This window comes from Streptomyces sp. NPDC014623, from assembly GCF_043088245.1.
GTDB lineage: Bacteria > Actinomycetota > Actinomycetes > Streptomycetales > Streptomycetaceae > Streptomyces.
Window position 1 is genome coordinate 64,966 of record NZ_JBIBZU010000013.1, and the last position, 24,972, is coordinate 89,937.

Genomic DNA, 24,972 nt, shown 5'->3' on the forward strand with positions numbered 1-24,972 from the left:
GGGAAGGAGTCAGCGCCTGTCCTGCCACCCGTACTGCCCCGGGTCGTCCTCCTGGCCGGGGTGCGGGGCCGCCTGGCCGCCGCCGTACTGGCCGCTGCGGCCCGCGTCGCCGTACCGGCTGTTCTGATCCTCGGCGCCGTACTGACCGCCGTACCGGCCGCCCTGGTCCGCGCCGCCGTACTGGCCTCCCGCGCCGTACTGACCGCCGTACTGGCCGCCCTGGTTCGCGCCGCCGTACTGACCGCTGTACTGGCCGCCCTGGTTCGCGCCGCCGTACTGACCGCCCTGAGGGGCGCCGTACTGGCCGCCCGGGGGCGGCGCCGCGTACCGGCCGTCCTGGGGAGCGCCGTACGGGCCGTCCTGGGAGGGTGCGTACTGGCCCCCGCCGTACTGGCCGCCCTGACCGCCGTACTGCCCCTGAGGGGAGCCGTACCGGTCCGCCTGGCCTCCGTCGTACTGATGGCCGCCCTGACCGTCGTACCGGCCGCCCTGGCCGTTGCCGTACCGGCCGTCCTGGGGTGCACCGTACTGATTGCCCTGACCACCGCCGTACTGGCCGCCCTGACCGCCGCCGTACCGGCCGCCCTGCTCGCCGTACCGGCCGCCCTGGCCGTTGTCGTACGGGGCCGCCTGGCCGCTCGCATACGGGGCAGCCTGCTCCCCGGTGTACGCGTAGGCGGCCGGCGTCCGGCTGTCGGTCCCCGCTCCACTGTGGGGGCCGTCCGGCCGGCCCTGGTCGCCGCCCTGCTGCGCGACGCCTTCCTTCTTCGACTTGCTGCGGGCCCGCAGGAACTCGAACACGATCGGCAGCACCGAGATCAGCACGATCAGGATGAGGATCATCTCGATGTTCTCGTGCACGAAGTCGATCTTGCCGAGGGCCGCGCCGAGCACCGTCACCCCGACGCCCCAGAGAATGCCGCCGATGATGTTGAACGTGATGAACGAGCGGTAGTTCATCCGGCTCACACCGGCGATGATCGGGGTGAAGGTCCGGACGATGGGCACGAAGCGTGCCAGGACCAGCGACTTCGGGCCGTACTTCTCGAAGAAGTCGTGGGCCTTCTCCACGTTCTCCTGCTTGAAGAGACGGGAGTCCGGGCGCTTGAAGAGGGCAGGGCCCACCTTGCGGCCGAAGAGGTAGCCGACCTGGTCGCCGATGATCGCCGCCAGGGCCACCAGGACGCAGACCAGCCACAGCGGGTACTTCAGGTCGCCCGTGGTCACCAGAAGGCCGGTGGTGAACAGCAGGGAGTCGCCCGGCAGGAAGAAACCGATCGCCAGTCCGGACTCGGCGAACACGATGAGCAGAAGGCCGGGAAGCCCGAAGGTGTTGAGCAGATAATCCGGGTCCAGCCAGCTCGGGCCGAGCGCAAGCGTATTCAAGGGTCCGGGCTCCAGGGTTGGTCGGTGTGCGCGGCTGCGTGGCCGCCCCAAGTTATCAACGCCGGGACGGACGCCTGGGTTCCACTGGCGTAAGCAAGGATGCGCGCGGGACGAAGCGGGACAAAGCTTTCCGCAGGAGGTGCCACACCATGGGCATTGAGGACTACGGCGGCGGACAGACACCCCAGGCGGACGTCCTGGTCGTCACCACGAATGACGTACCCGGCCACCAGGTGACGCAGATCATCGGCGAGGTCTTCGGGCTCACGGTTCGTTCCCGGCACCTCGGCAGCCAGATCGGCGCCGGCCTGAAGTCGATGATCGGCGGCGAGCTGAAAGGTCTGACCAAAACGCTCGTCGAGACCCGCAACCAGGCGATGGAACGGCTCGTCGACCAGGCCAGGGCACGCGGTGCGAACGCGGTGCTGATGATGCGCTTCGACGTGAGCGAGGCGGCGGACGTGGGCACCGAGGTCTGTGCCTACGGCACGGCGGCCGTGATCAACAGGGCCTGAACAGCACTCCCAGCTCCCCGGCTCCCCGGCTCCCCGGCTCCCACTCCACGAACCCCACCCCCGGAGGCTCCCGCATGTCCGTGCCCGTCAACGTCGCCGTCATCTACTACTCCTCCACCGGCACCATCTCCACGATCGCCAGGGCCATGGCGGAGGACGCCGGGAACGCCGGCGCGCAGGTACGCCTGCGCAAGGTTGCCGAACTCGCCCCACAGGCGGCCATCGACTCCAATCCGGCCTGGGCCGAGCACGCGAAGGCGACCGCCGGTGTCCCCGAGGTCTCGCCGGACGACATGGTCTGGGCGGACGCGGTGCTCTTCGGCACGCCCACCCGGTACGGCAATGTCACCGCCCAGCTGAAGCAGTTCCTCGACACGCTGGGAGGCCTCTGGCAGGCGGGGCAGCTCGCCGACAAGGTCTACAGCGGCTTCACCGCCAGCAGCACCACCCACGGCGGTCAGGAGTCCACCCTGCTGGCGCTGTACAACACGATCTACCACTTCGGCGGCATCCTGGTCCCTCCCGGATACACACACCCCTCGAAGTTCGTCGACGGCAATCCGTACGGCACCTCCCACGTCTCGGGCCAGGGCGACGTCCCGGTCGCCGAGCAGACCCTGACCGCCGCGCGGGTCCAGGCCGAACGCGTCGTGAAATTCACCCGGGCCCTGAAGGCCGGACTCGCGGCCGGGAACTGAGGAGATCGCCCATGCCGCTCCACCAGGGGCCCCACGGCAGGGCCCTGCCGTCCGACGAGCACCGCAGACTCGCCCTCAACCCGTTCTTCGGGGAAGCCGATCCGACCGCTCCGATGGCCGCGGCGCCGCCGGTGCACCGCCTCCCCGACGGCCCGCTGCCCCCGTCGACCGCCTACCGGCTCGTCCACGACGAGCTGATGCTCGACGGGAACTCCCGGCTCAATCTCGCGACCTTCGTCACCACCTGGATGGAACCCCAGGCCGGTGTGCTGATGGGTGAGTGCCGGGACAAGAACATGATCGACAAGGACGAGTACCCGCGCACCGCCGAACTGGAGCGGCGCTGTGTGGCGATGCTCGCCGATCTGTGGAACGCCCCTGATCCGGCGACCGCGGTGGGCTGTTCGACCACGGGCTCCAGCGAGGCCTGCATGCTGGCGGGGATGGCGCTGAAGCGCCGCTGGTCCACCAGGAACGCCGACCGGTATCCCGCGGCCGCCCGTCCCAATCTGGTGATGGGCGTCAATGTGCAGGTCTGCTGGGAGAAGTTCTGCACCTTCTGGGAGGTGGAGCCACGCCAGGTCCCGATGGAGGGCGAGCGCTTCCGTCTGGATCCGCAGGCGGCCGCCGAGCTGTGCGACGAGAACACGATCGGTGTGGTCGGGATCCTCGGCTCCACCTTCGACGGTTCCTACGAGCCGATCACCGACCTCTGCGCCGCGCTGGACGACCTCCAGGAGCGCACCGGCCTCGACATCCCGGTCCACGTGGACGGGGCGTCCGGGGCGATGGTCGCCCCGTTCCTCGACGAGGACCTGGTGTGGGACTTCCGGCTCCCGAGGGTCTCCTCGATCAACACCTCCGGGCACAAGTACGGCCTGGTCTACCCGGGCGTGGGCTGGGCACTGTGGCGTTCACCGGCCGAACTGCCGGAGGAGCTGGTCTTCCGGGTCAACTACCTGGGCGGCGACATGCCGACCTTCGCGCTGAACTTCTCCCGGCCCGGCGCACAGGTGGTCGCGCAGTACTACACGTTCCTGCGGCTGGGCCGGGAGGGTTACCGGGCCGTTCAGCAGGCGTCCCGGGACATCGCGCGACGGCTCGCCGTGGAGTTCGAGACCCTGGACGACTTCAGGCTCCTCACCCGGGGCGACGAACTTCCGGTGTTCGCGGTGACGACGAATCCCGAGGTGGAGGCGTACGACGTCTTCGACGTGTCGAGACGGCTCCGGGAGCGCGGCTGGCTGGTGCCCGCGTACACCTTCCCCGCCAACCGCCAGGACCTCTCGGTGCTGCGCGTCGTCTGCCGCAACGGCTTCTCCTCGGACCTCGCGGAACTGCTGATGGACGACCTGCGCCGGCTCCTGCCCGAACTGCGCGCCCAGGCACATCCGTTGCACCGGGGCCGGGGGGCGCGGACGGCTTTCCACCACTGACGGCCCCGGCCTCCGTACGGCCGGGGGAAGAGGACCGCGGTCCGCGCCACCGGCCGGAGCACCGCGAGCAGTACGGCAGCGGTTCCGGCTAGTCGGAGCCGCCCGGATCGGGAGCACCGGTGGCGAACGGGTTCCCCTGCCCCTCGGCGAGCACCCCGACGAAGGGTTCGCCCTCTCCCGCGAAGGTGTAGGCCCCCGCTTCGATCCGTGCGATCAGGCCACGGGTCCACTCGGCGCCCGCATCAGCCGAGTGCACCCACATGTTCATGATCTCGCCGATGTGCCCGATCGACTCCGGGCCGTCCGACGGCGTCCAGTACTCCGTGACCGAGGCCCGCCAGCCCTCGATGGCGGCGACGCGCTCCCTCAGGAGCGCCACCGCCTCGGCCCTCTCCAGGTCGACGATGAAGCCGATACCGGCCGAGAGCACGTCCACGCTCTGGTCGTACGAGGTCAGCGAGGCCCGGAGCAGGGTGAAGAACTCCCCGGTGCCGCGCTCGGTGATCTCGTACTCGGTGCGGGGCGGTCCGCCGGCCGTGGACGGCGCGGTCTCATGGGCCAGGAGCAGTCCCTGTTTCGCCATCTGCTTCAGAGCGTGGTAGATCGACCCGGGCTTGGCGCTGGACCACTCGTGGGCGCCCCAGTACTCCAGGTCGTTGCGCACCTGATAGCCGTGCGCGCGGCCGTGCTGACGCACGGCACCCAGGACGAGGAGACGGATCGCCGACATGCCACCACCCTTTGTGGTCGACTTCGACCAGGGTAGCCCGCCCTTGCGGACCCGTCAGGCCGGGTCCTGTCCTCGATCCGCGCGCCGGAGAGGGGGGTCAGAAAGGGAAAACCGTTCGCCCGTGCTGCACCGAGATCCACTTCCGGGTGGTGAACGCCTCCACGGCGGCCTCCCCGTTCAGCCGCCCCGTACCGGACCACTGCCCGCCCCCGGACACGACCGCCGGATCGTCCTGCACGGCCGCGCCGTTCACATGGAACATCCCGCCCCTGAGACGCCGGGCGAACCGCACCCCGCGCTCCGCGTCCGCCGTGTGGACGGCGCCGCTCAGCCCGTAGGGGCTGTCGTTGACGGTGCGGGCGGCGTCGTCCTCGCCGTCGAACGGCACCAGCAGCGCCACGGGCCCGGAGAACTCCTGCTCGAACAGCGGTGATCCCTCCGGCAGGCCGGTCAGTACGGTCGGCCCGACGAGGTTGCCGCGTGTGCGGCCCCGTACGAGCGCGGTGGCTCCGGCCTCGACCGCCCCGTCGACCAGCGCGGTGAGCGCCTCGGCCTGGAGCTCGTCGACGACCGGCCCGCTACGGGTGCCGGGATCGGGTGGGCCCCCCGGGACGAGGGCTGACACCGCGGCGGTGAACCGCCCGGTGAACTCCTCCTCCACGGACCGGTCCACCAGGATGCGGTGGGCGGCCGTGCCGGCCCGGCCCTGGAACAGGAAGAGGCTGTGGACGGCAGCCCGGACCGCGTGGTCGAGGTCTGCGTCCTCCAGCACGACCAGGGCGCTGCCGCCACTCAGTTCGAGGACGGTCCGCTTGAACAGCCCGGCGGCCACGGCGGCGACACGGCGGCCGACCCGGTCCGAACCGGTGAACGAGATCACCCTGGGCACGGGGTGCTGGATGAAGGAGTCGCCGATCTCGGCGCTGTCGGTGATGAGGACGTTGAGAAGCCCCGCGGGCAGCCCGGCGTCCTCGAATATCCGGGCCACCAGTCCACCACCGGCGACCGGTGCGTGCTGATGGGGCTTCACCACGACCGCGTTGCCGAGTGCGAGCGCGGGGCCGACGGTCCTCATCGTCACCAGGAAGGGGAGGGCGAAGGCACTGATCACCCCGACGACCCCGACGGGCAGCCGGTAGACCCGGTTCTCCTTGCCGCCGGTGGCCGAAGGCAGCAGCCCGGCCACCGGGGACACCGCCTGTCCGGCGGCCTCGCGCAGGAACTCCTGCGCGACTCCCACCTCGTATGCGGCCCCCTCCCGGGCACCCCCGAGCTCTTCGGTGATCAGCTCGGCGATTTCGCCGCTGCGTTCCCCGACGAGCCGCACCGCGTCGTCGAGGACCGCCCGGCGCTCATAAGGGCTGACGCCCGCCCATTCCCGCTGCGCACGTTCGGCGGCCCGGTAGGCAAGGTCGACTTCCGCCGCGGTGGCCACGGTGACGGAGCAGAGTTTTTCGCCGTTGCGGGGATTGAAATCAATGATGTCCCACGCACCGCTGCCGGTCAGCCACTCGCCGTCGATGTACTGGCGGGCCAGTTCACTGGGGAAGGACATGCAATCCCTTACTGCAGGCGCAGACTCCTGTCGGCCTGTCATCGTACTGGCGAATCAAGCCAGTTGAAGGAGTCCCCGGAGAAGGTCCCGGCTCTCCTCCGGCCCCGGGCTGTCCTCATGGAGCCGGGTCATCGCCTTTTCGTACTGGGCGACTTCTTCGGCCTTGTCCAGATAGAGCGCACTTGTCAGCTGCTCCAGATAGACGATGTCCGACAGATCGGATTCCGGGAAACGCAGCATGGTGAATGCCCCGCTCTCACCGGCGTGACCACCGAAACTGAAGGGCATCACCTGGAGAGTGACGTTCGGCTGCTCCGACATGTCGATCAGATGTCTCAATTGCGCACGCATCACCTCACGCCCGCCGTACGGACGGCGCAACGCCGCCTCGTCGAGCACGGCGTGGAAGCGGGGGGCCCGCTCGGAGACGAGCGCTTTCTGACGTGCCAGCCGCAGCGCGACCCTGCGGTCGATCTCGGCGGCCGGGGCACCGGGCATGCCCCGCGCGACGACGGCATGGGCGTACGCCTCGGTCTGCAACAGGCCGTGGACGAACTGGACTTCGTAGATCCGGATGAGCGAGGCCGCTCCCTCCAGACCGATATACGTCTGGAACCAGCCGGGCAGCACATCGCCGTAACTGTGCCACCAGCCCGCCACGTTGGCCTCACGGGCCAGGCCCAGGAGCGAATCCCGCTCCGCCTCGTCCGTGACTCCGTACAGCGTGAGCAGGTCCTCGACGTCCCTGGCCTTGAAGCTCACCCGTCCCAACTCCATGCGGCTGATCTTCGATTCGGAGGCGCGGATGGAGTAGCCGGCCGCCTCACGGGTGATGCCGCGCGACTCGCGCAGGCGCCTGAGCTGTGAGCCCAGAAGGATGCGCCGCACCACAGAACCACTCGACTCGCCTGCCGACACCGGCTGACCAACCCTCCCCATCGCTTCCCTTGCTCCGGGGCTCCCCCGAACCCCGGAGGCGGATTCTGCCACCAAAACGCTCCGGCCCGTACTCATTCGATTACAGAGATGGCAAGACTTTCCGGAAGCTCTGAAACTGGGAAGCGGAAGAAATGATCACGAACCGACACGCTGTCGGGCAGAACCCGCGCGTGCACGTGCATTTGCCCTTGCATCTGCCCTGCGCATTCGGAACCATGGTCCTCGCGCACCTGCGTGCTCGTTCGTGTTGTGCCGCTGTACCCGCAGTGCCCGCCAGAAGCAGTGCCGCTACAGCCGCGAATCCCGGGAGTGCCTCGTATGGGGACGAATGGATCGACGATGCTCGAGCCGTTACGGCAGGGGCTTCCCCCCATCGACCCGTCGGCGGTCGCGGGCTCGGCGTCCTGCACGCTGCCGGCCCGGTACGAAGCGGTGGGCGGGGCAAGGCGGTTCACCCGTACGACACTGACCTCCTGGGACCTGGGCGACCGCTTCGACGACGTCGCCCTGGTCGTGTCCGAACTGGTCACCAACGCGCTGAGGCACGCCCTTCCCGCCGACGTGGCGCGGGAGCGGCAGGACTGTTCCGTACGGCTGCACCTGATGCGCTGGACCTCGCGGCTGGTGTGCGCGGTGCGCGACCCCAGCGAGAAGGGGCCGGTCGCCGGCGAGGCGCCGGATTCGGCCGAGTCGGGCCGGGGTCTGTTCCTCGTCGAGTCGTTCAGCGACGGCTGGGGATGGCATCCCTCCCCCGCGCCCTCCGGGGACACATCACCCGACGGGGGCTTCGGCAAGGTGGTCTGGGCCCTGTTCCGGCTGACGGACCACGCGGCGCCGGAACGCCCCGTCCCGCTCGACGCCTTCCCTGACGGCCTGTAGGCGCTGCGGGGTACCGCCCGGCGCGCCACGCGCCCGGGCGGTGCCTGGCGTGCGGCCCGGTCCGCGGGCAGCCGTGGGTCCTTCGGGCGGTCAGGCGCCCGCGGCCAGGTGGTCGAACTCCCCGTCCTTGACGCCGAGCAGCAGTGCCTCGATCTCGGCCGGGGTGTAGACCAGGGCGGGCCCGTCGGGGTGGCGCGAGTTCCGCATCGCCACATTTCCGCCGGGAAGTTTCGCGAACTCCACGCATGATCCCTGGGAGTTGCTGTGTCTGCTCTTCTGCCAGACGACCCCGCGAAGCTCTGTGGCCGCCATGCCGTTGTACACGTGGTGCACAGGACGCTCCCCGAGTTGCAAGGTGCAAATGTCAAGTAGCTCGGATCATAGCTGTGTTCATATGCCAATGCATGAGCAGATGCACGTGCACGGGCGGTGCGCACCCGATTACAGCTTTGTCCGTGATCCGCCCGCCCTTCCCCCACTCTCCCTGAGGAACAGACGAACGGCACGTCAATTTGGCTCCCGTTTCCAGGAGTTGTTTCATCCGATGTCCGCGCCCCGGTGCGGTCTTTCATGTCAGGGGCAGAAATGTCCGGGCGTCCCTAAGCCCGCCCGCTGCTGATCTCCAGCGCCCGTGAGAAGTCCTCCAGGGCGCGGAGCAGCAGGGTGGCCCCGTTCCGTACGAAGGGGTCGGGCGAGGACCCCGGGGCGGAGCCCTCACGCGCCAGCGCCTGTCTCACCGGCCCCCAGTCGGGCACACGGCGCTCCCGCACCGCCTTCGCCCCCTCCTCGGTGGCCCGGCGCAGCGCGTCGGCCAGCCCGGCCGCCTCGGGCACGGGCGTGGCGGACGCGGCGGGCAGGTGGGCCTCCATGAGCATCGCGACCCGGCCGAACTGGGCGAGCGCGTCCTGGGCGTCCGCGGCGGAGGTCCGGGCGATGCCCCGGTGGCGTACGGGCTCGTACCGGGCCGTCTCCAGCGCCTCCTGCCAGGTGACACGGGCCTCGCGGGTGGTGAGGAGGGCGGTGCGCACGTCCTCCAGGCTCCTGGACGCGGGATCGGCGTACCGGTCGAGGACCGTGGCCGCGTAGCGCCCGTCCGTGATCACCCAGTCGGCGAGCCGGTCACGCAGCCGCGGGGTCTCCCAGGCCGGGTAGAGGGCGTACGCCGCCATCGCGAGAAGTCCCCCGGCCAGGGTCAGCACGACCCGCTCGAACACGGTCTGCGACCAGTCGTCACCCGCCATGCCGAGCAGGAAGACGACGTAGGCGGAGACGCACACCTGGCTGACCGCGTAACCGGTGCGCATCAGCAGGTACATCAGCGCGGCGCTGACGACGGCGAGCAGGGCGGAGAGCTCCGCGTTCGGGTGTGCCGCCTGCACGATGCCCGTGGCGACGGCGACGCCGAGCACGGTGCCCAGGAAGCGGGCCACGGACCGCGAGTACGTCTGGGTGAACTCCGGGCGCATCACCATCACGGCCGTCATCGGCGCCCAGTAACCGTGGCCGAGCGGCAGCACCGCCCCGATGAGGTAACCCGCCGCGGCCACCGCCGACACGCGGACCGCGTGGCGCAGGATCGTCGACCCGCGGCGCAGTTCGCGGCGCATGGAGCGGTGGATGACGGGGACCAGCCGGAACAGGGTGGGACGGCGGCGGTGCGGGACGAGGGGCCCGCCGGGCGTCCTGTCGTCCGTCCCGGTCCCCTCGGCGATCTCGACGACGTCCGCGAGCAGGGAGACGAGCCGGTCGGCGGCCCGGCGGGGGGGACCGGTGAGGATGACCTCGGTGTCGGGGGACTTCAGCACGGAGAGCGCCGTCTCGTCCAGCCGCACCGGGTCGCCGTGGCGTACCGCCCGGGCCGCGGAGTCGAGCAGGGAACCGGCGGCCCCGAGGATCTCCCGCGCCCAGTAGCGTTCGGGGCCCTCGGCCGGAACCCCGAGGGCGGGGTCCGCCAGAGACGCGAGGACCGGCCTCAGCCGTTCGGCGACCCCGCGTGCGCCGTGCAGGTCGGCGGGGCGGCGCCGGGCCTGGCGGGGGGTGACGGCGGCGGCGTTGCGCGCGGTCATCAGCGGTACGGGGTCGAAGGGCGCGACCGGGTCATGCCGGAGCCTGCGTGCGTAGTCGGCCTCGCCGGCCAGTGCGTCGGCGAGCGCGTCGCGCTGGGCACCCCATCTGCGGACCGGGAACAGCACGATCAGCGCCGCCTGGACGAGCCCGCCGAGCGCCATCATCGCGGCATGGGCCGCGGCGTCGGCGACGGAGGTGGGCAGAGTGATCGTGACCAGCATGATCGCGACGTTGGAGCCCGCGATGATGCCGCCCGTCGGACCACCCGCCCAGGTCATCCCGGCGGCGAACGTCCAGAGGACCAGCAGCGCCAGGAACAGCAGGGTGTGGGTCACGGTGAGGTAGCCGACGAAGGTCGACACGGCCAGACTGGCTCCGGAGACCAGGGCGAGCACGGGCCGGGGCCGCCAGCTGCGCTGGAAGGTGGCGATGGCCGCCTGGAACGCGCCGAACGCCGAGCTCGCGGCGATCACCGGGCCGAAGAGCGCCAGGCTCACCCCGACGACGAGGGCGAGGCCCGCCGCGCCGCGCACCGCGATGAGCGGTTCGAGACGCTGCCGCTCGATCGCCAGCCCCGAGCGGGCGGTCTCCCTCAGCGCCCGGAACCAGCCCATGCACCGAGCGTAGCGGGATTCCCCGGCAACCCCGGCTTATGCCGCTCCGCCGGACCGACGGCGGATTTCCGGCTCTCCTCCGCCCATCCTGGCCCGGTCGGCGGCGGCCGTGCCGTGGGTCCAGCCCTCGGCGTCCGTCGCCCCTCGCAGCCGGGCCGTGGTGGTCCTCGGGAACATCCGCTCCGCCGCGCCGGTGACGGCGACGTCCCGGGCCGCCAGGACCGGCAGCAGGGCCCCGGCGCCACCGCCACGGTCTTCGGCACCGGCCTCCGAGCCGGCCGCGGCGGTGACCCGTGCGGTGTCCGCCGCGAGACGGCTGCCCAGGCGCTGGGCGTACGCCATCAGGAAGGACTGCCGGAAGGTCTTGGTCCGCTTGCGCCCGCCGGCCCGCTGCCCGGCCTCCGCCTTCGTCATCGCCGCCGTGCCCTGCACCAGCAGGGAGGTGAACAGCAGTTCCACGGCCTCCAGGTCCGGCTCGAAACCCACGACCGTGGTGAAACCGAGATCGCTGTTCCACACGGCACGGCAGCGGTTCGCCGAGGCGACGGAGTCGAGCAGGACGGCTTTCGCGCTCTCGTACGGTGCGTCGACCCCGATCCGGAGGGCTCCCGGCGTATCGGCGCTGTGGGTACGGGCGGCGAGGAGCGCCTCGTCGATGCTGTGCCGGGCCATCAGCTCCTGCGCCTTCGTGGTGAGCGCCTCGGCCTCCTCCGGGAAACCGGTCGCCTCCGCCTTGGCGAGCAGCGCCCGGATCCTGGTGAGCATGCGGGGCTCACCGTGGGCCGGCGGCCGGTGCGGAGGACCGGCCGCCGTGCCGGGCGGCGGTCCGACCGGCTCGATCACCGGGAGCCGCAGCAGCAGGCGGTACAGCTGCAGGAGCGCGGAGGCGTACGTGAAGCGGTCGGGCCGGTTGCGGGGCGCCGGTGCGGGCATCGCGGCGAGCTGGTCCGCCCAGCGCGGGGGCAGCCGCCCGTACCCCGACGTCTCCGCCGCGATCAGTGCGGCGGCGAGCGCCGCCCCGGTCCCGTCCAGCTCGCGGCGGACGGTCCGTACGACGTCGGCGGGCTGCCAGCCGCGCGCCCAGGCCCGCCGGACGAACTCCTCGCCCCGGCGGTGCAGCTCCTCGTCGGCGGACGGGTCCGCGGCGAGGAGGGAGGCGCCGGTGTCCAGGCCCGCGTCGCCGTCCGAGTACAGGGCCGCGGCACACGCCCGGTCGGTCACCGATTCCATCGGGCCAGGGTAGGCGGCGGCAGGTCCCTCAGCGTCCCCCGGGGAGCAGGACCAGCTTGCCGCGCACGTGCCCGCCCTCGCTGAGCTCCTGGGCGCGCGCCGCGTCACCGAGCGCGAACGTCCGCTCGACGGGGATCCTCAGACCGCCGACGGCCGCGGCCCGCGCGTACTCCGCGAGCCGCCCGCCCTCGTCCGGACGGCTCCCGCCGCCCGCGGAGAAAGCCACCCCGTAGTGGACCGCGTCCGGGTCGGCGATGGTGACGATCCGGTCGGCCGTCCCGCCGCGCAGCTCCACCGAGTCCGCCAGGGCGCCCCTGCCCGCCACGTCGAACACCGCGTCCACGCCCTGCGGTGCGGCCTCCCGCACCCGGCTCACCAGCCCCTCCCCGTACACGACCGGGACGGCTCCGAGCACCCGCAGGTAGTCGTGGTTGGCGGGCGAGGCGGTACCGATGACGGTGGCGCCGCGGACCGCGGCCAGCTGGACGGCGGCGGAACCGACCGCGCCGGACGCCCCGTGCACCAGCAGGGTCTCGCCCTCGGCCACCGCGAGCTCGTCGAGCACGCGGACGGCGGTCAGGGTCGCGACCGGCAGCGCGGCGGCCTCCGCCCAGCCCAGACCCTCCGGCTTGGGCGCGACGGCTCCCACGTCGGCCAGCACGTATTCCGCGTACGCGCCGGTCGTGCTCCGGCCGAGGACCTCGTCGCCGACCGCGAACTCCGTGACCCCCTCGCCGGTCTCGTCGACGACTCCGGCGAACTCGCTTCCGGGTGTGGCGGGCAGCGGAGTGGGGAACGCCGCCTCCATCCAGCCGCTGCGGATCTTGTGGTCGACCGGATTGACCCCGGCGGCCCTGACCTCCACCCGGATCTGCCCGGGGCCGGCGTGGACGTCCTCGACCCGGGTCCGGCACAGGACCTCGGGGCCGCCGAACTCCTCGTACACGATCGCTTCCATCACCGTCTCCTCCACCGCCCGCCGGGTCCCCGGTGCGCGCCGCGCACACCGCACTCCGATCCTCCCGGCTCCCGCGCGCACCCGCCCGGTGAGCGAGCCGGAGCCGCTGTCGGTGCCGGGTGCAAGACTCGGCACATGAGCGAACGCTGGGCTCTGGCCGCCGTAGAAGGGGGCGGCGCGCTCCTCGCGCCGCTGACACACGACGGCCTGCCCGCCGGCCCCGTGCTGGCCGAGCCCGATCTCGTCGAGGCCGTCCGCTGCCGGCCCGAGGTGGCCCGCTGGGTCTGGCGTTCGACCGCCGCGGTCTACCCCCGGCTGCTCGCGGCGGGCGTGCGGGTCGAGCGGTGTTACGACATCGAGTGCGCCGAGCTCCTGCTGCTCGGCCACGAGGGGCGGCTCGGGGAGCCCCGCTCCGCCGCGGCGGCCTGGGCCCGGCTGCGCCACGCGCCGGTGCCGTCCGACCCGCCGCCCCGATCGGCCGAGCCCGGCTCCCAGTCCTCCCTCTTCGAGCCGTGCGCCGGCACCGACCTGCCGTTCGAGGCCCTTCTCCAGGTCTACGCGGAGCAGCTGCGCCGCCACGGGGCGACGGAGCACCCCGGCAGGATGCGGCTGCTCACCGCCGCCGAGTCGGCCGGCATGCTGGTCGCCGCGGAGATGAACAGATCAGGGCTCCCCTGGCGCGCCGACGTACACCGCGAAGTGCTGGACGGCCTGCTCGGCGAGCGGTACGCCGGTGGTGGCGAGCCCCGCAGACTGGCGGAGGCGGCGGACGAGGTGTCGGCTGCCTTCGGCAGACGGGTGCGGCCCGATCTGCCGGCCGATGTCATCAAGGCGTTCGCGCAGGCCGGGATCAAGGTGAAGTCGACCCGGCGCTGGGAGCTGGAAGGGCTCGGCCATCCAGCGGTGGAGCCGCTGATCCGCTACAAGAAGCTGTACCGCGTCTGGACGGCACACGGCTGGAGCTGGCTCCAGGACTGGGTGCGCGAGGGCCGCTTCCGTCCCGGGTACCAGCCCGGGGGCACGGTCAGCGGGCGCTGGACGACCAACGGCGGCGGGGCCCTGCAGATCCCCAAGGTGATACGCCAGGCGGTCGTCGCCGACGAGGGCTGGCGGCTGGTCGTGGCGGACGCGGACCAGATGGAGCCGCGCGTGCTGGCCGCGATCTCCCGCGACCGGGGGCTGATGGAGGTGGCCGCGCACGAGGGGGACCTCTACAAGGCCCTGTCCGACCGGGCGTTCCACGGTGACCGCGACCACGCCAAGATCGCGCTGCTGGGCGCGATCTACGGGCAGACGTCGGGGGACGGCCTGAAGAACCTGGCGGCGCTGCGGCGGCGGTTCCCCCGTGCCGTCGCCTACGTCGACGACGCGGCGAAGGCCGGCGAGGAGGGCCGCCTCGTCCGCACCTGGCTGGGCCGCACGAGTCCGCCCGCCGCCGGAGCGGGTGACGACGGGGAGGCCGGTATCCCGCAGGAGAGCGAGGAGCCGCCGGCCGGGGAGGGCGCGAGCACCTACGGATTCACTCCGGGCTACGCCTCGTCGAACGCCCGGGCGCGGGGCCGCTTCACCCGCAACTTCGTGGTCCAGGGCAGCGCCGCGGACTGGGCGCTGCTGCTCCTGGCGGCACTGCGGCGGACGCTCGCCGCCGGAGGGATGCGGGCGGAACTGGTGTTCTTCCAGCACGACGAGGTGATCGTGCACTGCCCGGCCGGGGAGGCGCCCGCGGTGGTGGAGGCGATCCGCGAGGCCGGGGGCCTGGCGGGCCGGGTCGCGTTCGGGGAGACGCCGGTGCGGTTCCCCTTCAGCACGGCGGTCGTCGGGCGCTACTCGGACGCCGAACAGGCCGCGCGCCACTCGGGCGCCGGACAGCCCTCCTCCCGGCCCACGCGGATCGCCTCCACCACCGACGGCGGCGGTCCCACGACGACCGGGAAGACGGCTCCGCGCCGTCCGGACCGGCCCGCCCGGAGCCGTTCCCGGGCCTGATGGCGTGCCGCTCCAGGCTCCGGGGGCACCGGAAGAGGCCTCCGGGCGCGCACAGCCACCGGGCCGCTCACCGGCCGCACCGGCCGGCGTGGCGGGCGCTACGACGGCCGGATCCGTGACGACGACGGCGGGACCGCCGTGGAGCATCTGCCGGGACGGACCGAGGACGTTCACACGCGCCGGCGACTCCCCCGGGCCGGGACGACGCGGGTAGGTTTCCCCCCATGCATATAGGCCCACTCCTGGGCTCGGGACGCACCGCCGACGTGTACGCACTCGACGGCCCCTGGGTCCTGCGCCGCTACCGCCACGGCATCGACGTCACCGGTGAACTGGCCGTGATGTCGTACCTCTCGGCCTCGGGCTTCCCGGTTCCGCGTATCGGTCCGCCGGCCGAGGGCGCGCTTCCCACGGACCTGGTGGTGCAGCGCCTGACCGGTCCGACGCTGGCCGAGGCTCTGCTGGCGGGCACGGTCACCGGGGGCGAGGGCGCGGATCTGCTGGCAGGGCTCCTACGGGAGCTGCACGCGATCCCTCCACGGCTCTCCCAGGATCCCGAGGACCGGATCCTGCACCTGGACCTGCATCCGGAGAACGTGGTCCTGGCCCCGGAGGGCGCCGTGGTCACCGACTGGACGAGGGCCGCAGAGGGACCGCCCGCGCTGGACCGGGCCATGACCTCACTGGTTCTGGCGCAGGCGGCCGTCGGCCCGTCGTCCCCCTTCGGTGCTCAGGCCCGGGGCCTGCTGACCGCACTGCTCCCCGGTTTCACGGACGACGGCGGCGTGCCCGCCGACGCGCTCGCCCACGCCACCGCCCTGCGCGCGGCCGGCCCTCCGCTCCCCGCGGACGCGGCGGCCGTGCTGGACGATGCGGCGGAACTGGTGGCCTCGCTGGCGGGCTGAGGCTCCGTTCACTTCCGCAGATAGGCCAGCACGGCCAGGACACGGCGGTTCGTCGCCTCGGTCAGCGACAGGTCCAGCTTGGTGAGGATCGAGCCGAAGTGCTTGCTGACCGTGCCCTCACTGACCGTCAGCGCCTCGGCGACCGAGGCGTTCGACCGGCCCTCCGCCATCAGGGCCAGCACCTCCCGCTCCCGGGCGGTCAGCCGCGCCAGCGGGTCACGGCGGTGCCGCAGGAGCTGACGCACCACTTCCGGGTCGACGACCGTGCCTCCTTCGGCGACCCGCTGGAGCACGTCGACGAACTCCTCGACCTTTCCCACGCGTTCCTTGAGGAGGTATCCCACGCCCGTACCGTCGCAGGAGTCGAGCAACTCCTCGGCATAGGCACGCTGGACGTACTGGCTGAGGACCAGGACGGGCAGCCGGGGCCGGGTCTCCCGCAGAGCGACGGCGGCCCGGAGTCCCTCGTCGGAGAAACCGGGCGGCATCCGCACATCCGTCACCACGATGTCCGGGCCGTGCTCGGCGACGGCGGCGGTGAGTTCACCCGCGGTGCCGACGCCGGCCACCACCTGGTGGCCGAACCTCTCCAGCAGGCCGACGAGGCCCTCCCTCAGAAGCACACTGTCCTCGGCCAGCACGATGCGCAGCATCCAACCCTCATTCGACCAGGTGAGCGGGGGCCCGGGGGACGTCCACCCGGAACACGGTCGGCCCTCCGGCCGGGCTGGACAGTACCAGCCGCCCGTCCAGCACGGAGAGCCGGTCGGCGACCCCCTGGAGCCCAGTACCCCCGGTGGTCACCGCACCCCCCGTGCCGTCGTCCCGCACCTCGACGGTCAGCCGTTCCCCGTCGTCCCGCCCCGTCACCCGTGCCCGGCTCGCCCCGCTGTGCTTCGCCACATTGGCCAGCGCCTCGCAGAGGGCGAAGTACACGGCGGTCTCCACCGGCTGCGGCAGCCGCCCGGGTATGTCGAGGTCCACGTCGACGGGTACGGCGGAGCGGTCGGCCACGTCCTCGACCGCCGCTGCCAGACCGCGGTCGGCCAGGACCTGGGGATGAATGCCCCGGATGAGTTCCCTGATCTCCACCAGGGCCTCCCCCGCCTCCTCGTGCGCCTTGGCCAGCAACCCGCCCAGCGGCTCGGCCGGACTCTCCAGCCTGGCCAGGCCCAGTGTCATCGAGAGGGCCACGAGCCGTTGCTGCGCCCCGTCGTGCAGGTCGCGCTCGATCCGGCGGCGCTCCGCCTCGAAGGCGTCCACCAGCCGCATCCGGGAGCGGCCCAACTCCTCGATGCGGGCGCCGAGTCCGCCGCTCCCCGCGGACAGCAGCGCACGGGTCAGGGCCGCCCGTGCCACCGCCGCCCACCCGAGCGGATAGGACAGCAGCGGCAACAGCACCAGGCCGAGCAGGGCCAGGGCGAAGGCCTGCGGATACGAACCGGCCAGATAGAGCTTCAGCACCCGTACCTCCTCTCCCCCGGTGACAGCCGCCATGACGACGGGCGTGGCCAGCAGCCCGCCGCAGACGGTCAGGACGCCCCCGACGAGCAGGCCCTCCAGGGGCCAGAGCACTCCGGCGAACAGCAGCGCGTACCCGAACTCCCGCCAGGTCGCCCGCTCCCGGAGCCGGGTGCGCAGCCACGCGGCCAGACCGGCACGCTCCGGGTCCCGGTGCGGATCGCCGAGGGGCGCCGGGTCGATGAGCCGCAGCCTGCGCCGTTCGACGGCAGCCACCGGGATACCGATGAGGGCGAGCATCAGCAGGAGCGGCAGGCCGACGAGCACGAAGGTGAGGGCGCCGCCCACCACGGCCAGCAGCAGGACGGACAGGAGCAGCACCATTCCGGCCGGGACGCTGCTCAGCAGGTACAGCGCCACGCGCCACGGCCGGCTGCCGAGGAGGTAGCGATGCCGCACGAGGGCCTGCCGGAGGGTGAGTGAACTCATGGCCCGCACGGTAGACAGCGCGGCCCCCTCGCCACCACCCGGCGGGCAGGGTCCCGGGGGTGGAGCCGGTTCCACCCCCGGGACCCCCCCTCGCTGCGATGTGGACGCCGCGCGCCACCGGTTGGGTGGAACCATGAATCAGCGACCCGCAGCCGTCCGACCCGCAGCCGTCCGGCTCGACACCGTCACCAGGTCCTTCGGAAGGGCCGCCGACGCGGTCACCGCGCTCGACGGAGTCAGCCTCACCGTCCCCAGGGGCTCCTTCACCGCGATCATGGGGCCGTCGGGTTCCGGGAAGTCGACGCTCCTGCAGTGCACGGCCGGCCTCGACCGGCCCACGTCCGGCCGGGTGTTCCTCGGGGACACGGAGATGACCGGGCTGAGTGAGCGCAGGCTCACGCTGCTGCGCCGCAAGCGGATCGGATTCGTCTTCCAGGCCTTCAACCTGCTGCCGGCCCTCACCGCCGAGCAGAACGTGGCTCTTCCACTGCGCCTCGCGGGCCGGGGCCCCCGCCGTTCCGAGGTGCGCGAGGTGCTGGAACGGGTCGGCCTCGGCTCCCGTGCCCGCCACCGGCCCACGGAGCTCTCCGGCGGTCAGCAGCAACGTGTCGCGCTGGCCCGGGCGTTGGTCACCCGGCCGGAGGTGCTCTTCGGCGACGAGCCGACCGGTGCACTCGATTCCCGTACGGGCCGGGAGGTCCTGGAACTGCTGCGGTCGATGACCGGCGACGGCCAGACCGTGATCATGGTGACGCACGATCCGGTGGCCGCGTCCTACGCGGACCGTGTGGTGTTCCTCGCCGACGGATCGATACGGGACGAGCTGTGCGACCCGGCCGCCGAACAGGTCGCCGCGCGCATGACCGCCCTGGCGGTGGTCCCGTGCTGAGCTCCACCCTGCGCTCGATGCGGACCCGCTGGGTCACCTTCATCGGCTCCTTCGTCGCACTCGCCCTGGGCACCGGGCTGATCGCCATGACGGGCCTGGCGCTGGCGGCCACCTTCGACGCGCCTGAGCGCGGCCCGGAACGCTTCGCCGGTGTGCCGGTCGTGGTGGCGCCCTCGGACACCCTCCGCGTCGCCACACCCGTCGGGGAGCGTACGACCCGGCTCGCCGGCCCTCGCCCGGTGCCGGACCGGCTGGCCGCCGGGCTCCTCGGCCTCGGGCGTACGGCCGAGGACCGCACGTTCCCCGTACACCTGGCAGGGAGGACCGCCGTGGGCCACCCGTGGTCCGTCGCCGCCGCCACCCCGTACCGCGTCACCTCCGGCCGGGCTCCGGCCGGAGCCGGCGAAGTCGTCGTGACGGCGGGCGCGGGCCCCCGGGCCGGCGACCGGATCCGGATCACCACACCCGAAGCCGCCACCGGGACGGGCATGCGGAGGGTCGTCGGCACGGTGGCGGACGCGGGCTTCGAGACGGCGGTGTTCTTCGACGACGCCGAGGCCGCCCGTATCCACCCGGCCGTCGACGCGGTGGCCGTGCACGCCGACGCGGACGCGGTGCGGCAGTTGACCCGTTCGTTCCCCGGCATGAGCGTCCTGACCGGCGACGACCGTCGCAGGGCCGACCCCGATCCCGACCGGGACAGCGAGGCGCTGACCGCCGTCAACGCGCTGCTCGGCACAGCGGCCGGCATCACCGCTTTCGTCTCCGTCTTCGTCGTCGCCTCGACGTTCTCCTTCGCGGTGGCCCAGCGCAGGAGGGAGTTCGGGCTGCTCCGCACGACGGGCGCCACGCCCGGTCAGGTGCGGCGCACGGTCCTCGTGGAGGCGCTCGTGACCGGCGTCCTCGCCTCCGCCGCCGGCTGCCTGCTGGGAGAGGCCGCCGCGCCCCTGCTGGCTGCCCGGCTGGCCGACGAGGGCCTCGCCCCGGCCTGGTTCACCATCGGTGACGCGAGCTGGCCGCTGCACACCGCCTTCTGGACGGGCCTGGGCGTGGCACTCGCCGGGGCCGCCGTCTCCTCCTGCCGTGCGGGCCGTATCCGCCCCGTGGAGGCCCTGCGTGACGCGGCCGTGGACACCCGGGGGATCCCGCTGAGCCGTCTGCTGCTGGGTACGGCCGTCCTGCTGACCGGTTTCGGGCTGCTGGGCTGGTCGCTGGTCACCGACCCCGGGGACGTACTCAAGCGGAAGACGTACATCCTGCAGCCCATGTGGACCGTCGCCGGCTGCGCCCTGCTCGCGCCACTCCTCGTACGGCCGCTCACACGGCTGCTCACCTGGCTCCCCGCCCGGCTCCCGGGTGCCACCGGCATGCTGGCCCGGCAGAACGCGTCCACCGGTATCCGCCGTACGGCCGCGGTCGCCGCACCCGTCCTGATCACCGTCGCCCTGGCGGGCTCCCTGCTGGGCACCGTGGCCACGATCGCCAAGGCCAAGGCCACGGAGGCGGCCGCGGTCCTCGGCGCCGACTTCGTGGCCGGCGGGGACGGCGCGCTGGACCCGCGCTTCGTACAGCGCGTACGGAGCCTTCCCGGCGCCGTCACCAGTGCCTCCCGCTCCACCGGGGTCACCGTCCTCGAAGAGGGCACCGCGCTCGTCCCGTCGGAGGCCAGGGCGGCCGATCCGGACGCCCTGGCCGCGACCGCCCGCCTGCCCCTCGTCGCCGGCCGGCTCTCGGACCTGGACGACGGCTCCCTCGTCGTCAATGAGGAGTGGGAGACACCGGTGGTGGGCCGGCGCGTGAGCGTCTGGCTGGGCGACGGCCGCAAGGTGTCGCTGCGCATCGCGGCCGTCATGCGGACCGGCACCGGAAGCAACGGGGTGTACGTGACCCCCGCCAACGCGGCCGGCGCCGCGGTCGACCGTATCGACGTCAAGCTCCGCGAAGGAGCGGACCCCGCGACCGTCCACGCCCTCCTGGAGAAGGCCGGGCGGGACACCGGCACCCCGGTCATGACGCGGGACGCGTGGGTGGCCGCCCACTACCCGCGAACCGGCGGCAACACCCGGGCGGGCCTGCTGACCGTCCTGGGTATCGCCCTGGTGTACACGGGCATCGCCCTGGCGAACACCCTGGTCATGGCCACCTCGGACCGGGTGCGTGATCTGGCGGTGCTCCGCCTCACCGGTGCCACGAAGACGCAGGTGCTCCGGCTGGTGGCGGTCGAGGCGCTGATGGTGACGGCGGTGGGCACGGTCCTGGGCGCGGCGGTGGCCGGGCTGAATCTGCTGGGGGTGAAAGGCGCCCTGGAACTCCTCTCGGTGAGCTCCCCGGTGGTGGTCCCGTGGGCGGCCGCCGGCGCGGTGGCGGCCGCATGCGCCGCAGCGGCCACCGTCTCCGCCGTACTGCCCGCGCTCGCCGCACTGCGCACGAGACCGGCCGAGCTCGCGGGCGCCCGCGAGTGAACGTCTCTCACGCACCCGTCACGACCGGCAGTTCCGACGGCAGGCCCCACTCGCTCCAGGAACCGTCGTACACCGAGACCTCGCTGTACCCGGCGAGTTCCGCCCCGAGCGCCAGGACACACGCCGTGACCCCGGACCCGCAGCTGACGACCAGCCGCTTCCGGCTCCCCGCCGACGCCTCGAACACGGTGCGGAGCTCCTCCGCCGGCAGCATCCGGCCGTCGCGCTGCACCTCGCCGAAGGGCAGGTTCACCGCCCCCGGCATATGGCCGCCCCGCAACCCGGGCCGGGGCTCCGGTGCCGTACCGGTGAACCGTTCACGGGACCTCGCGTCCAGGACGGCCGTGCGGGGGTCGGCCAGGGCTTCCACGACCGCGTCGCTTCCGGCCAGCGCTCCGGGACGCGGGCGGGCGGTGAAGTCCCCGGTCCGCCCGGCGCCTCCCGGCGCGAGGTCCTCCACCGGGAACCCGGCCGCCTCCCAGGCGGGCAGTCCTCCGTCGAGCACCGCGGCGCGGTCGAAGCCCATCGCGCGGAGCATCCACCAGGCACGGGCGCTGGAGTAGATCCCGGCGGTGTCGTAGACGACGACGGTGTCCGTGCCGTCCACCCCCAGCGCCCGCATCTCCCCGGTGAACCCCTCCGCCCGGGGCATCGTGTGCGGCAGCGGTACGGCGTGGTCGGACATGGCCCCGTCGATGTCGAAGCACCGGGCGCCCGGGATGCGCCGCCCGGCCTCGCGGTGCGCACCCACCGAGGCGTCGAGGACCACGGCCCCCGGCCTCGTGACCCGCTTCGCGAGCCAGTACACGTCGACGAGGGGCCCGGGCGGGTTCTCCGTCCCGGCACCGGCGGCCGCTTCCCTGTGCTCGGTGGTCATGAGCGTCGTCCTCCGTGTCGAAGTGCTCGTGCGGCGTCCGGGCCCCGGCGAGGCCCCCGGGCGTCGTGCCCCGCCCGGCGCAGGTACGGGGCGGCTCTCCCTGCCGGCCTACCGCTCCGGCTCGCCCGGCCCCCGGTGCCCGGCCGGCGCGACTTCGAGGAGGACCTCGCAGGTGTACTGGAACTCCTCCAGGAGGCGCGTCGCCTCGGTGACGAGAATGCCGTACGGGGCCGAGGGGTCGGCGAGGGACAAGGACAGCCGACGGGTCTCCTCGGCCACCTCGTCCCGCCGTGCTGCGGCCTCGCCGGTGAGCCGCTCCAGCCGCTTCGCCTGCGCGAGCAGGGTGGTCTCGTCCAGCGTGGTCAGCACCTCCGCCACCGCGCAGGCCGCCTTCAGGAAAGCCGCGTAACGCTGCAGGAACGGCCGGCGTGCCTCGTCCTCCTCCATGGCCCGGTCGAGGCCACGGGTGAGCGCGGCCACCTGGTAGAGCGTGCGTTCCAGGGCACCGAGCACGGCCTCGTACCCCTGGAAGCCGGGATGGTTCCGGTAACGGCGGCTCAGACGCCAGGGGTTGAACTGGAGGCTCTCCTTGGATTCCTCCAGCCCCGACCTCGCCTGCCCGATCATCTCCCCGGTCCGTGCCGCGCGGGCCCGCCACCCTTCGGTGGTGTCCTGGTCGGGTACTCCCCCGGCCAGCACGGGGTACATGTCGCAGAGCAGGTCGTGAAGGGTGCGCGCCAGACTCCGGATGCCGTACTCGGCGCTGCGGTAGCGCAGCGGCGGAACCACGAGGACGTTGACGGCGGTCCCGACCGCACAGCCGAGGAGGACGAGCACCACGATCTCCCCCAGCCGGAAGACGCGCTGGGAGTCCCCGGACGACGTGATGTAGGTCGAGAAGGCGAAGAACGCGGCGGTGGCGACCTGCGGACCCTGGGCACCCAGGACGCGCCAGCGCCCGATCGCGAGGGCGATGACGGCGACGAGCACGAAGGTCAGCAGGTCGGGACCGGCGAGGAACCCGAGGGCGGCCTGCACCAGGACCCCCGCCACGACGGCACCGACGTAGCGCAGTGACTGCACGACCGAGCGGTAGACGGTCACCTGCATGATCAGCACCGCCGAGAACGGGGCGAAGGCGGGCGAGCGCGCGTCGAGGACGTCATGGGCGAGCAGCCAGGCCAGGCCGGCTGCGAGGGCGCTCTTCCCGATCACCAGCAGGGTGCCGCGCTCGTCCCCGTCGTAGGAGAAGGCCCGGCGCCACCACTGGGCCACGGCGGTGAACCGCCCCGTACCCGTCCGCTCGCTCGTCGTCCCACCGGTCATGAGTACCCGCCTCCTCCCGCTCCGTCCGCTGTCATGGCACCTGCCGTTCCCGCCGCACGCCGGCCGGGCTGCCGTACGGGTGCGGCGAGCGTGCCGGCGTGGGCGTCGCGGCCGCCCCGGGCACGAGCCGCCGGGCGCGCGGAGGTGAGGAACGGGAGGTGTCCGGTCCGCAGGACGCGGTGGCCGCCCGCCTCCGGTGAGGCGACCGGCGCGTGGTCCTCACCGGTCTCCGCCCCGGGGCGGCCCCCGCAGCGCAGACAGGGGACCTCCCGTACACCCGGGCCGGCCCCGTGGGCATGCGGGTGGGGACCGGGCCGGCCGGCGCCGTGCCAGGCCGCCCCGTGCTCACATGCGGGACGGCGGATCACGTCGGTGAGCGCGGGACCCCGTCCCTGCGGCCGTGGGGCGCTCCTCATCACGCCCCAGCCCCGCCCGGCACAGCTCCACCGACGGGGCGGGAACTCGCCGGTCGCGGCGCTGCCCGGCAGCGGGAAGCTCGTCTCACCCGCGTCGCTCGCGGTGGCCACCGCGGCGAAGCGCGTGCCGGCCACCGTGCGCGGGGCGCCGGCGTGGAGGTCCCCGGCTCCACCGGGCCGGGGCGGGGGCACCACGGGGCGTCGCACGGTCTTCTCTGTCATTCGCGTGCCTCCGTCTGTCCGGCCGGATGCGTTCTCCGCCCGGTCACCTGCGCTCACTCCAGTGCCCTGTGAGGTGCGGTTGAAGCAGACCCAGGAGAGATCCGGCTCACCCGGCCACGGACCGGCCTCCCGCCACGGCCGGCGGTCTCCTGGCGGCCCGGGCCCGCTCCGGTGCTCCCGGGCCTCCGGGCCGGCACCGCGCTCACGGGCGTCGAGCACATCGAGGACGCCGGGTGCCGTGCCGGCCATGGCTACACGATCTCCCCTGGGTACCCCGGCAGCATGTGGAGGCGTCCGGACGGCACCCCCGCCGCACCCGGCTGGGCACCCCCCTCGGTTTCGCCATGCCCCGTGAACCGCCCTGGCCCTCACCCAGCACGTGCGTACGCCTCTGGAACACGTCAGCCGCCTGCTGCTCCCGGTGTTCTCCGTCGTCACCGGCCTCGATGCGGACCTGGGCGCGCTCACCGCCGGAGACGTCCGAATCCGCCACGGGCCCCGCCCGGCGGCGGTCCTCAACCCCTTCGGCGACGTGGCCCTGCCGGTGGCCGACCCGGCGGACCCCACCGGCGCGACAGCCCGGGACGGTCACGCCGGACAGGCCTACGTGATCACCGGCCCCGAGACCGTCACCCCACGCCACCAGGCCGAGGTCATCGCCGAGGCGCTGGGCGAGGAGGTGACCTACGTGGACCTGACCCATGAGGCCGTCGCCGAGCAGAGGTCCGGGCTCATGCCGCTCCCGGGCGTGGAGGGGAACCTCGACACCCTCGGTTCCCCGCTCCCGGCCGGCCAGCACCGACGCGGAGAAGGCCCTGCTACGCCCGGCCCACCCCTACGAGGACCGGGTGGCGCACGACCTGCCGACACCTCCCACCGGGCCCGGCACAAGCAAAAGCCCCAGGTCACGGCGAGTGAGTCCTGAGGCTTCC

Annotated in this window: 21 protein-coding genes and 1 pseudogene; 9 read left to right on the forward strand and 13 right to left on the reverse strand. The window is 72.9% G+C overall.

The features are described from left to right. Positions 1 to 9 precede the first annotated feature (9 nt). Complete coding sequence (locus ACF1FZ_RS21240; RefSeq protein WP_391774945.1) at positions 10 to 1,386, reverse strand: DedA family protein; 1,377 nt, start codon at positions 1,384 to 1,386, stop codon at positions 10 to 12. A 149-nt stretch (positions 1,387 to 1,535) separates the two neighbouring features. Here ACF1FZ_RS21240 and ACF1FZ_RS21245 point away from each other — a divergent pair, with 149 nt between their 5' ends. The 3 genes from ACF1FZ_RS21245 to ACF1FZ_RS21255 all read left to right on the forward strand — a co-directional run bounded on the left by ACF1FZ_RS21245 (position 1,536) and on the right by ACF1FZ_RS21255 (position 4,035). Then, on the forward strand, positions 1,536 to 1,901 hold the full coding sequence (locus ACF1FZ_RS21245; RefSeq protein WP_391774946.1) for a YbjQ family protein: 366 nt from the start codon (positions 1,536 to 1,538) through the stop codon (positions 1,899 to 1,901). A 74-nt stretch (positions 1,902 to 1,975) separates the two neighbouring features. Next, positions 1,976 to 2,599, forward strand: a complete 624-nt coding sequence (wrbA, locus tag ACF1FZ_RS21250) for an NAD(P)H:quinone oxidoreductase (protein WP_391774947.1) — start codon at positions 1,976 to 1,978, stop codon at positions 2,597 to 2,599. Between the two features lie 11 nt (positions 2,600 to 2,610). Next, a complete protein-coding gene (locus tag ACF1FZ_RS21255) occupies positions 2,611 to 4,035 on the forward strand; it encodes a glutamate decarboxylase (RefSeq protein WP_391774948.1) in 1,425 nt (474 codons plus the stop codon). 88 nt (positions 4,036 to 4,123) lie between these two features. Here ACF1FZ_RS21255 and ACF1FZ_RS21260 read toward each other — a convergent pair whose 3' ends face one another. From ACF1FZ_RS21260 to ACF1FZ_RS21270, 3 genes are all read right to left on the reverse strand, one after another. Next, on the reverse strand, positions 4,124 to 4,765 hold the full coding sequence (locus tag ACF1FZ_RS21260) for a PadR family transcriptional regulator (protein ID WP_391774949.1): 642 nt from the start codon (positions 4,763 to 4,765) through the stop codon (positions 4,124 to 4,126). 97 nt (positions 4,766 to 4,862) lie between these two features. Continuing rightward, positions 4,863 to 6,320 carry an aldehyde dehydrogenase family protein gene (locus ACF1FZ_RS21265; RefSeq protein WP_391774950.1) on the reverse strand — a complete coding sequence of 486 codons (1,458 nt, stop codon included), beginning with the start codon at positions 6,318 to 6,320 and terminating at the stop codon, positions 4,863 to 4,865. A gap of 54 nt (positions 6,321 to 6,374) precedes the next feature. Next, on the reverse strand, positions 6,375 to 7,259 hold the full coding sequence (locus ACF1FZ_RS21270; protein ID WP_391774951.1) for a helix-turn-helix domain-containing protein: 885 nt from the start codon (positions 7,257 to 7,259) through the stop codon (positions 6,375 to 6,377). 339 nt (positions 7,260 to 7,598) lie between these two features. Between ACF1FZ_RS21270 and ACF1FZ_RS21275 the strand changes: the two genes are divergently transcribed. Further along, positions 7,599 to 8,138 carry an ATP-binding protein gene (locus ACF1FZ_RS21275; RefSeq protein ID WP_391774952.1) on the forward strand — a complete coding sequence of 180 codons (540 nt, stop codon included), beginning with the start codon at positions 7,599 to 7,601 and terminating at the stop codon, positions 8,136 to 8,138. Positions 8,139 to 8,228: 90 nt separating this feature from the next. Here ACF1FZ_RS21275 and ACF1FZ_RS21280 read toward each other — a convergent pair whose 3' ends face one another. From ACF1FZ_RS21280 to ACF1FZ_RS21295, 4 genes are all read right to left on the reverse strand, one after another. Continuing rightward, positions 8,229 to 8,471 carry a DUF397 domain-containing protein gene (locus tag ACF1FZ_RS21280; RefSeq protein WP_099173559.1) on the reverse strand — a complete coding sequence of 81 codons (243 nt, stop codon included), beginning with the start codon at positions 8,469 to 8,471 and terminating at the stop codon, positions 8,229 to 8,231. Positions 8,472 to 8,737: 266 nt separating this feature from the next. Further along, positions 8,738 to 10,819, reverse strand: a complete 2,082-nt coding sequence (locus ACF1FZ_RS21285) for an FUSC family protein (RefSeq protein WP_391774953.1) — start codon at positions 10,817 to 10,819, stop codon at positions 8,738 to 8,740. Positions 10,820 to 10,855: 36 nt separating this feature from the next. Continuing rightward, the gene (locus ACF1FZ_RS21290; RefSeq protein ID WP_391774954.1) at positions 10,856 to 12,049 is read right to left on the reverse strand and encodes a DUF2786 domain-containing protein; all 1,194 of its coding nucleotides are present in this window, start codon (positions 12,047 to 12,049) and stop codon (positions 10,856 to 10,858) included. Between the two features lie 28 nt (positions 12,050 to 12,077). After that, positions 12,078 to 13,007 carry an NADP-dependent oxidoreductase gene (locus tag ACF1FZ_RS21295; RefSeq protein WP_391774955.1) on the reverse strand — a complete coding sequence of 310 codons (930 nt, stop codon included), beginning with the start codon at positions 13,005 to 13,007 and terminating at the stop codon, positions 12,078 to 12,080. A gap of 135 nt (positions 13,008 to 13,142) precedes the next feature. On the opposite strand from ACF1FZ_RS21295, the pseudogene ACF1FZ_RS21300 reads away from it, so the two are divergent. Both ACF1FZ_RS21300 and ACF1FZ_RS21305 read left to right on the forward strand, forming a co-directional pair. Then, positions 13,143 to 14,846: pseudogene (locus tag ACF1FZ_RS21300) on the forward strand (bifunctional 3'-5' exonuclease/DNA polymerase); the annotation flags it as partial. Positions 14,847 to 15,217: 371 nt separating this feature from the next. Further along, the gene (locus tag ACF1FZ_RS21305) at positions 15,218 to 15,898 is read left to right on the forward strand and encodes a phosphotransferase (protein WP_391774956.1); all 681 of its coding nucleotides are present in this window, start codon (positions 15,218 to 15,220) and stop codon (positions 15,896 to 15,898) included. A gap of 8 nt (positions 15,899 to 15,906) precedes the next feature. Here ACF1FZ_RS21305 and ACF1FZ_RS21310 read toward each other — a convergent pair whose 3' ends face one another. Both ACF1FZ_RS21310 and ACF1FZ_RS21315 read right to left on the reverse strand, forming a co-directional pair. Beyond that, the gene (locus ACF1FZ_RS21310; RefSeq protein WP_391774957.1) at positions 15,907 to 16,551 is read right to left on the reverse strand and encodes a LuxR C-terminal-related transcriptional regulator; all 645 of its coding nucleotides are present in this window, start codon (positions 16,549 to 16,551) and stop codon (positions 15,907 to 15,909) included. 7 nt (positions 16,552 to 16,558) lie between these two features. Further along, positions 16,559 to 17,848, reverse strand: a complete 1,290-nt coding sequence (locus ACF1FZ_RS21315; protein ID WP_391774958.1) for a sensor histidine kinase — start codon at positions 17,846 to 17,848, stop codon at positions 16,559 to 16,561. A 133-nt stretch (positions 17,849 to 17,981) separates the two neighbouring features. Between ACF1FZ_RS21315 and ACF1FZ_RS21320 the strand changes: the two genes are divergently transcribed. After that, complete coding sequence (locus ACF1FZ_RS21320; RefSeq protein WP_391774959.1) at positions 17,982 to 18,737, forward strand: ABC transporter ATP-binding protein; 756 nt, start codon at positions 17,982 to 17,984, stop codon at positions 18,735 to 18,737. Then, complete coding sequence (locus ACF1FZ_RS21325; RefSeq protein ID WP_391774960.1) at positions 18,731 to 21,199, forward strand: FtsX-like permease family protein; 2,469 nt, start codon at positions 18,731 to 18,733, stop codon at positions 21,197 to 21,199. Before ACF1FZ_RS21320 ends, ACF1FZ_RS21325 begins: the two co-directional genes overlap by 7 nt. A gap of 7 nt (positions 21,200 to 21,206) precedes the next feature. On the opposite strand, the gene ACF1FZ_RS21330 is transcribed toward ACF1FZ_RS21325, so the two are convergent. From ACF1FZ_RS21330 to ACF1FZ_RS21340, 3 genes are all read right to left on the reverse strand, one after another. Next, entirely contained in the window at positions 21,207 to 22,076 is an 870-nt protein-coding gene (locus ACF1FZ_RS21330) for a sulfurtransferase (protein ID WP_391774961.1), read from the reverse strand. 108 nt (positions 22,077 to 22,184) lie between these two features. Further along, positions 22,185 to 23,402, reverse strand: coding sequence for an aromatic acid exporter family protein (locus ACF1FZ_RS21335; protein WP_391774962.1), 1,218 nt, complete (start codon positions 23,400 to 23,402; stop codon positions 22,185 to 22,187). After that, positions 23,399 to 24,040: a hypothetical protein gene (locus ACF1FZ_RS21340; protein ID WP_391774963.1), complete on the reverse strand. Its 642-nt coding sequence runs from the start codon at positions 24,038 to 24,040 to the stop codon at positions 23,399 to 23,401. The genes ACF1FZ_RS21335 and ACF1FZ_RS21340 overlap by 4 nt, the downstream gene beginning before the upstream one ends. Positions 24,041 to 24,419: 379 nt before the next feature. Between ACF1FZ_RS21340 and ACF1FZ_RS21345 the strand changes: the two genes are divergently transcribed. After that, positions 24,420 to 24,965, forward strand: coding sequence for a hypothetical protein (locus ACF1FZ_RS21345; RefSeq protein WP_391774964.1), 546 nt, complete (start codon positions 24,420 to 24,422; stop codon positions 24,963 to 24,965). The last annotated feature ends 7 nt before the right edge of the window (positions 24,966 to 24,972 follow it).

Excerpts from the sequence above, each read along its gene's own strand:
- ACF1FZ_RS21245 (WP_391774946.1), top strand. The coding sequence starts at position 1,536 with ATGGGCATTGAGGACTACGGCGGCGGACAGACACCCCAGGCGGACGTC.
- wrbA (WP_391774947.1), top strand. The coding sequence starts at position 1,976 with ATGTCCGTGCCCGTCAACGTCGCCGTCATCTACTACTCCTCCACCGGC.
- ACF1FZ_RS21255 (WP_391774948.1), top strand. The coding sequence starts at position 2,611 with ATGCCGCTCCACCAGGGGCCCCACGGCAGGGCCCTGCCGTCCGACGAG.
- ACF1FZ_RS21260 (WP_391774949.1), bottom strand. The coding sequence starts at position 4,765 with ATGTCGGCGATCCGTCTCCTCGTCCTGGGTGCCGTGCGTCAGCACGGC.
- ACF1FZ_RS21265 (WP_391774950.1), bottom strand. The coding sequence starts at position 6,320 with ATGTCCTTCCCCAGTGAACTGGCCCGCCAGTACATCGACGGCGAGTGG.
- ACF1FZ_RS21270 (WP_391774951.1), bottom strand. The coding sequence starts at position 7,259 with ATGGGGAGGGTTGGTCAGCCGGTGTCGGCAGGCGAGTCGAGTGGTTCT.
- ACF1FZ_RS21275 (WP_391774952.1), top strand. The coding sequence starts at position 7,599 with ATGCTCGAGCCGTTACGGCAGGGGCTTCCCCCCATCGACCCGTCGGCG.
- ACF1FZ_RS21285 (WP_391774953.1), bottom strand. The coding sequence starts at position 10,819 with ATGGGCTGGTTCCGGGCGCTGAGGGAGACCGCCCGCTCGGGGCTGGCG.
- ACF1FZ_RS21290 (WP_391774954.1), bottom strand. The coding sequence starts at position 12,049 with ATGGAATCGGTGACCGACCGGGCGTGTGCCGCGGCCCTGTACTCGGAC.
- ACF1FZ_RS21295 (WP_391774955.1), bottom strand. The coding sequence starts at position 13,007 with ATGGAAGCGATCGTGTACGAGGAGTTCGGCGGCCCCGAGGTCCTGTGC.
- ACF1FZ_RS21305 (WP_391774956.1), top strand. The coding sequence starts at position 15,218 with ATGCATATAGGCCCACTCCTGGGCTCGGGACGCACCGCCGACGTGTAC.
- ACF1FZ_RS21310 (WP_391774957.1), bottom strand. The coding sequence starts at position 16,551 with ATGCTGCGCATCGTGCTGGCCGAGGACAGTGTGCTTCTGAGGGAGGGC.
- ACF1FZ_RS21315 (WP_391774958.1), bottom strand. The coding sequence starts at position 17,848 with ATGAGTTCACTCACCCTCCGGCAGGCCCTCGTGCGGCATCGCTACCTC.
- ACF1FZ_RS21320 (WP_391774959.1), top strand. The coding sequence starts at position 17,982 with ATGAATCAGCGACCCGCAGCCGTCCGACCCGCAGCCGTCCGGCTCGAC.
- ACF1FZ_RS21330 (WP_391774961.1), bottom strand. The coding sequence starts at position 22,076 with ATGACCACCGAGCACAGGGAAGCGGCCGCCGGTGCCGGGACGGAGAAC.
- ACF1FZ_RS21335 (WP_391774962.1), bottom strand. The coding sequence starts at position 23,402 with ATGACCGGTGGGACGACGAGCGAGCGGACGGGTACGGGGCGGTTCACC.
- ACF1FZ_RS21340 (WP_391774963.1), bottom strand. The coding sequence starts at position 24,040 with ATGACAGAGAAGACCGTGCGACGCCCCGTGGTGCCCCCGCCCCGGCCC.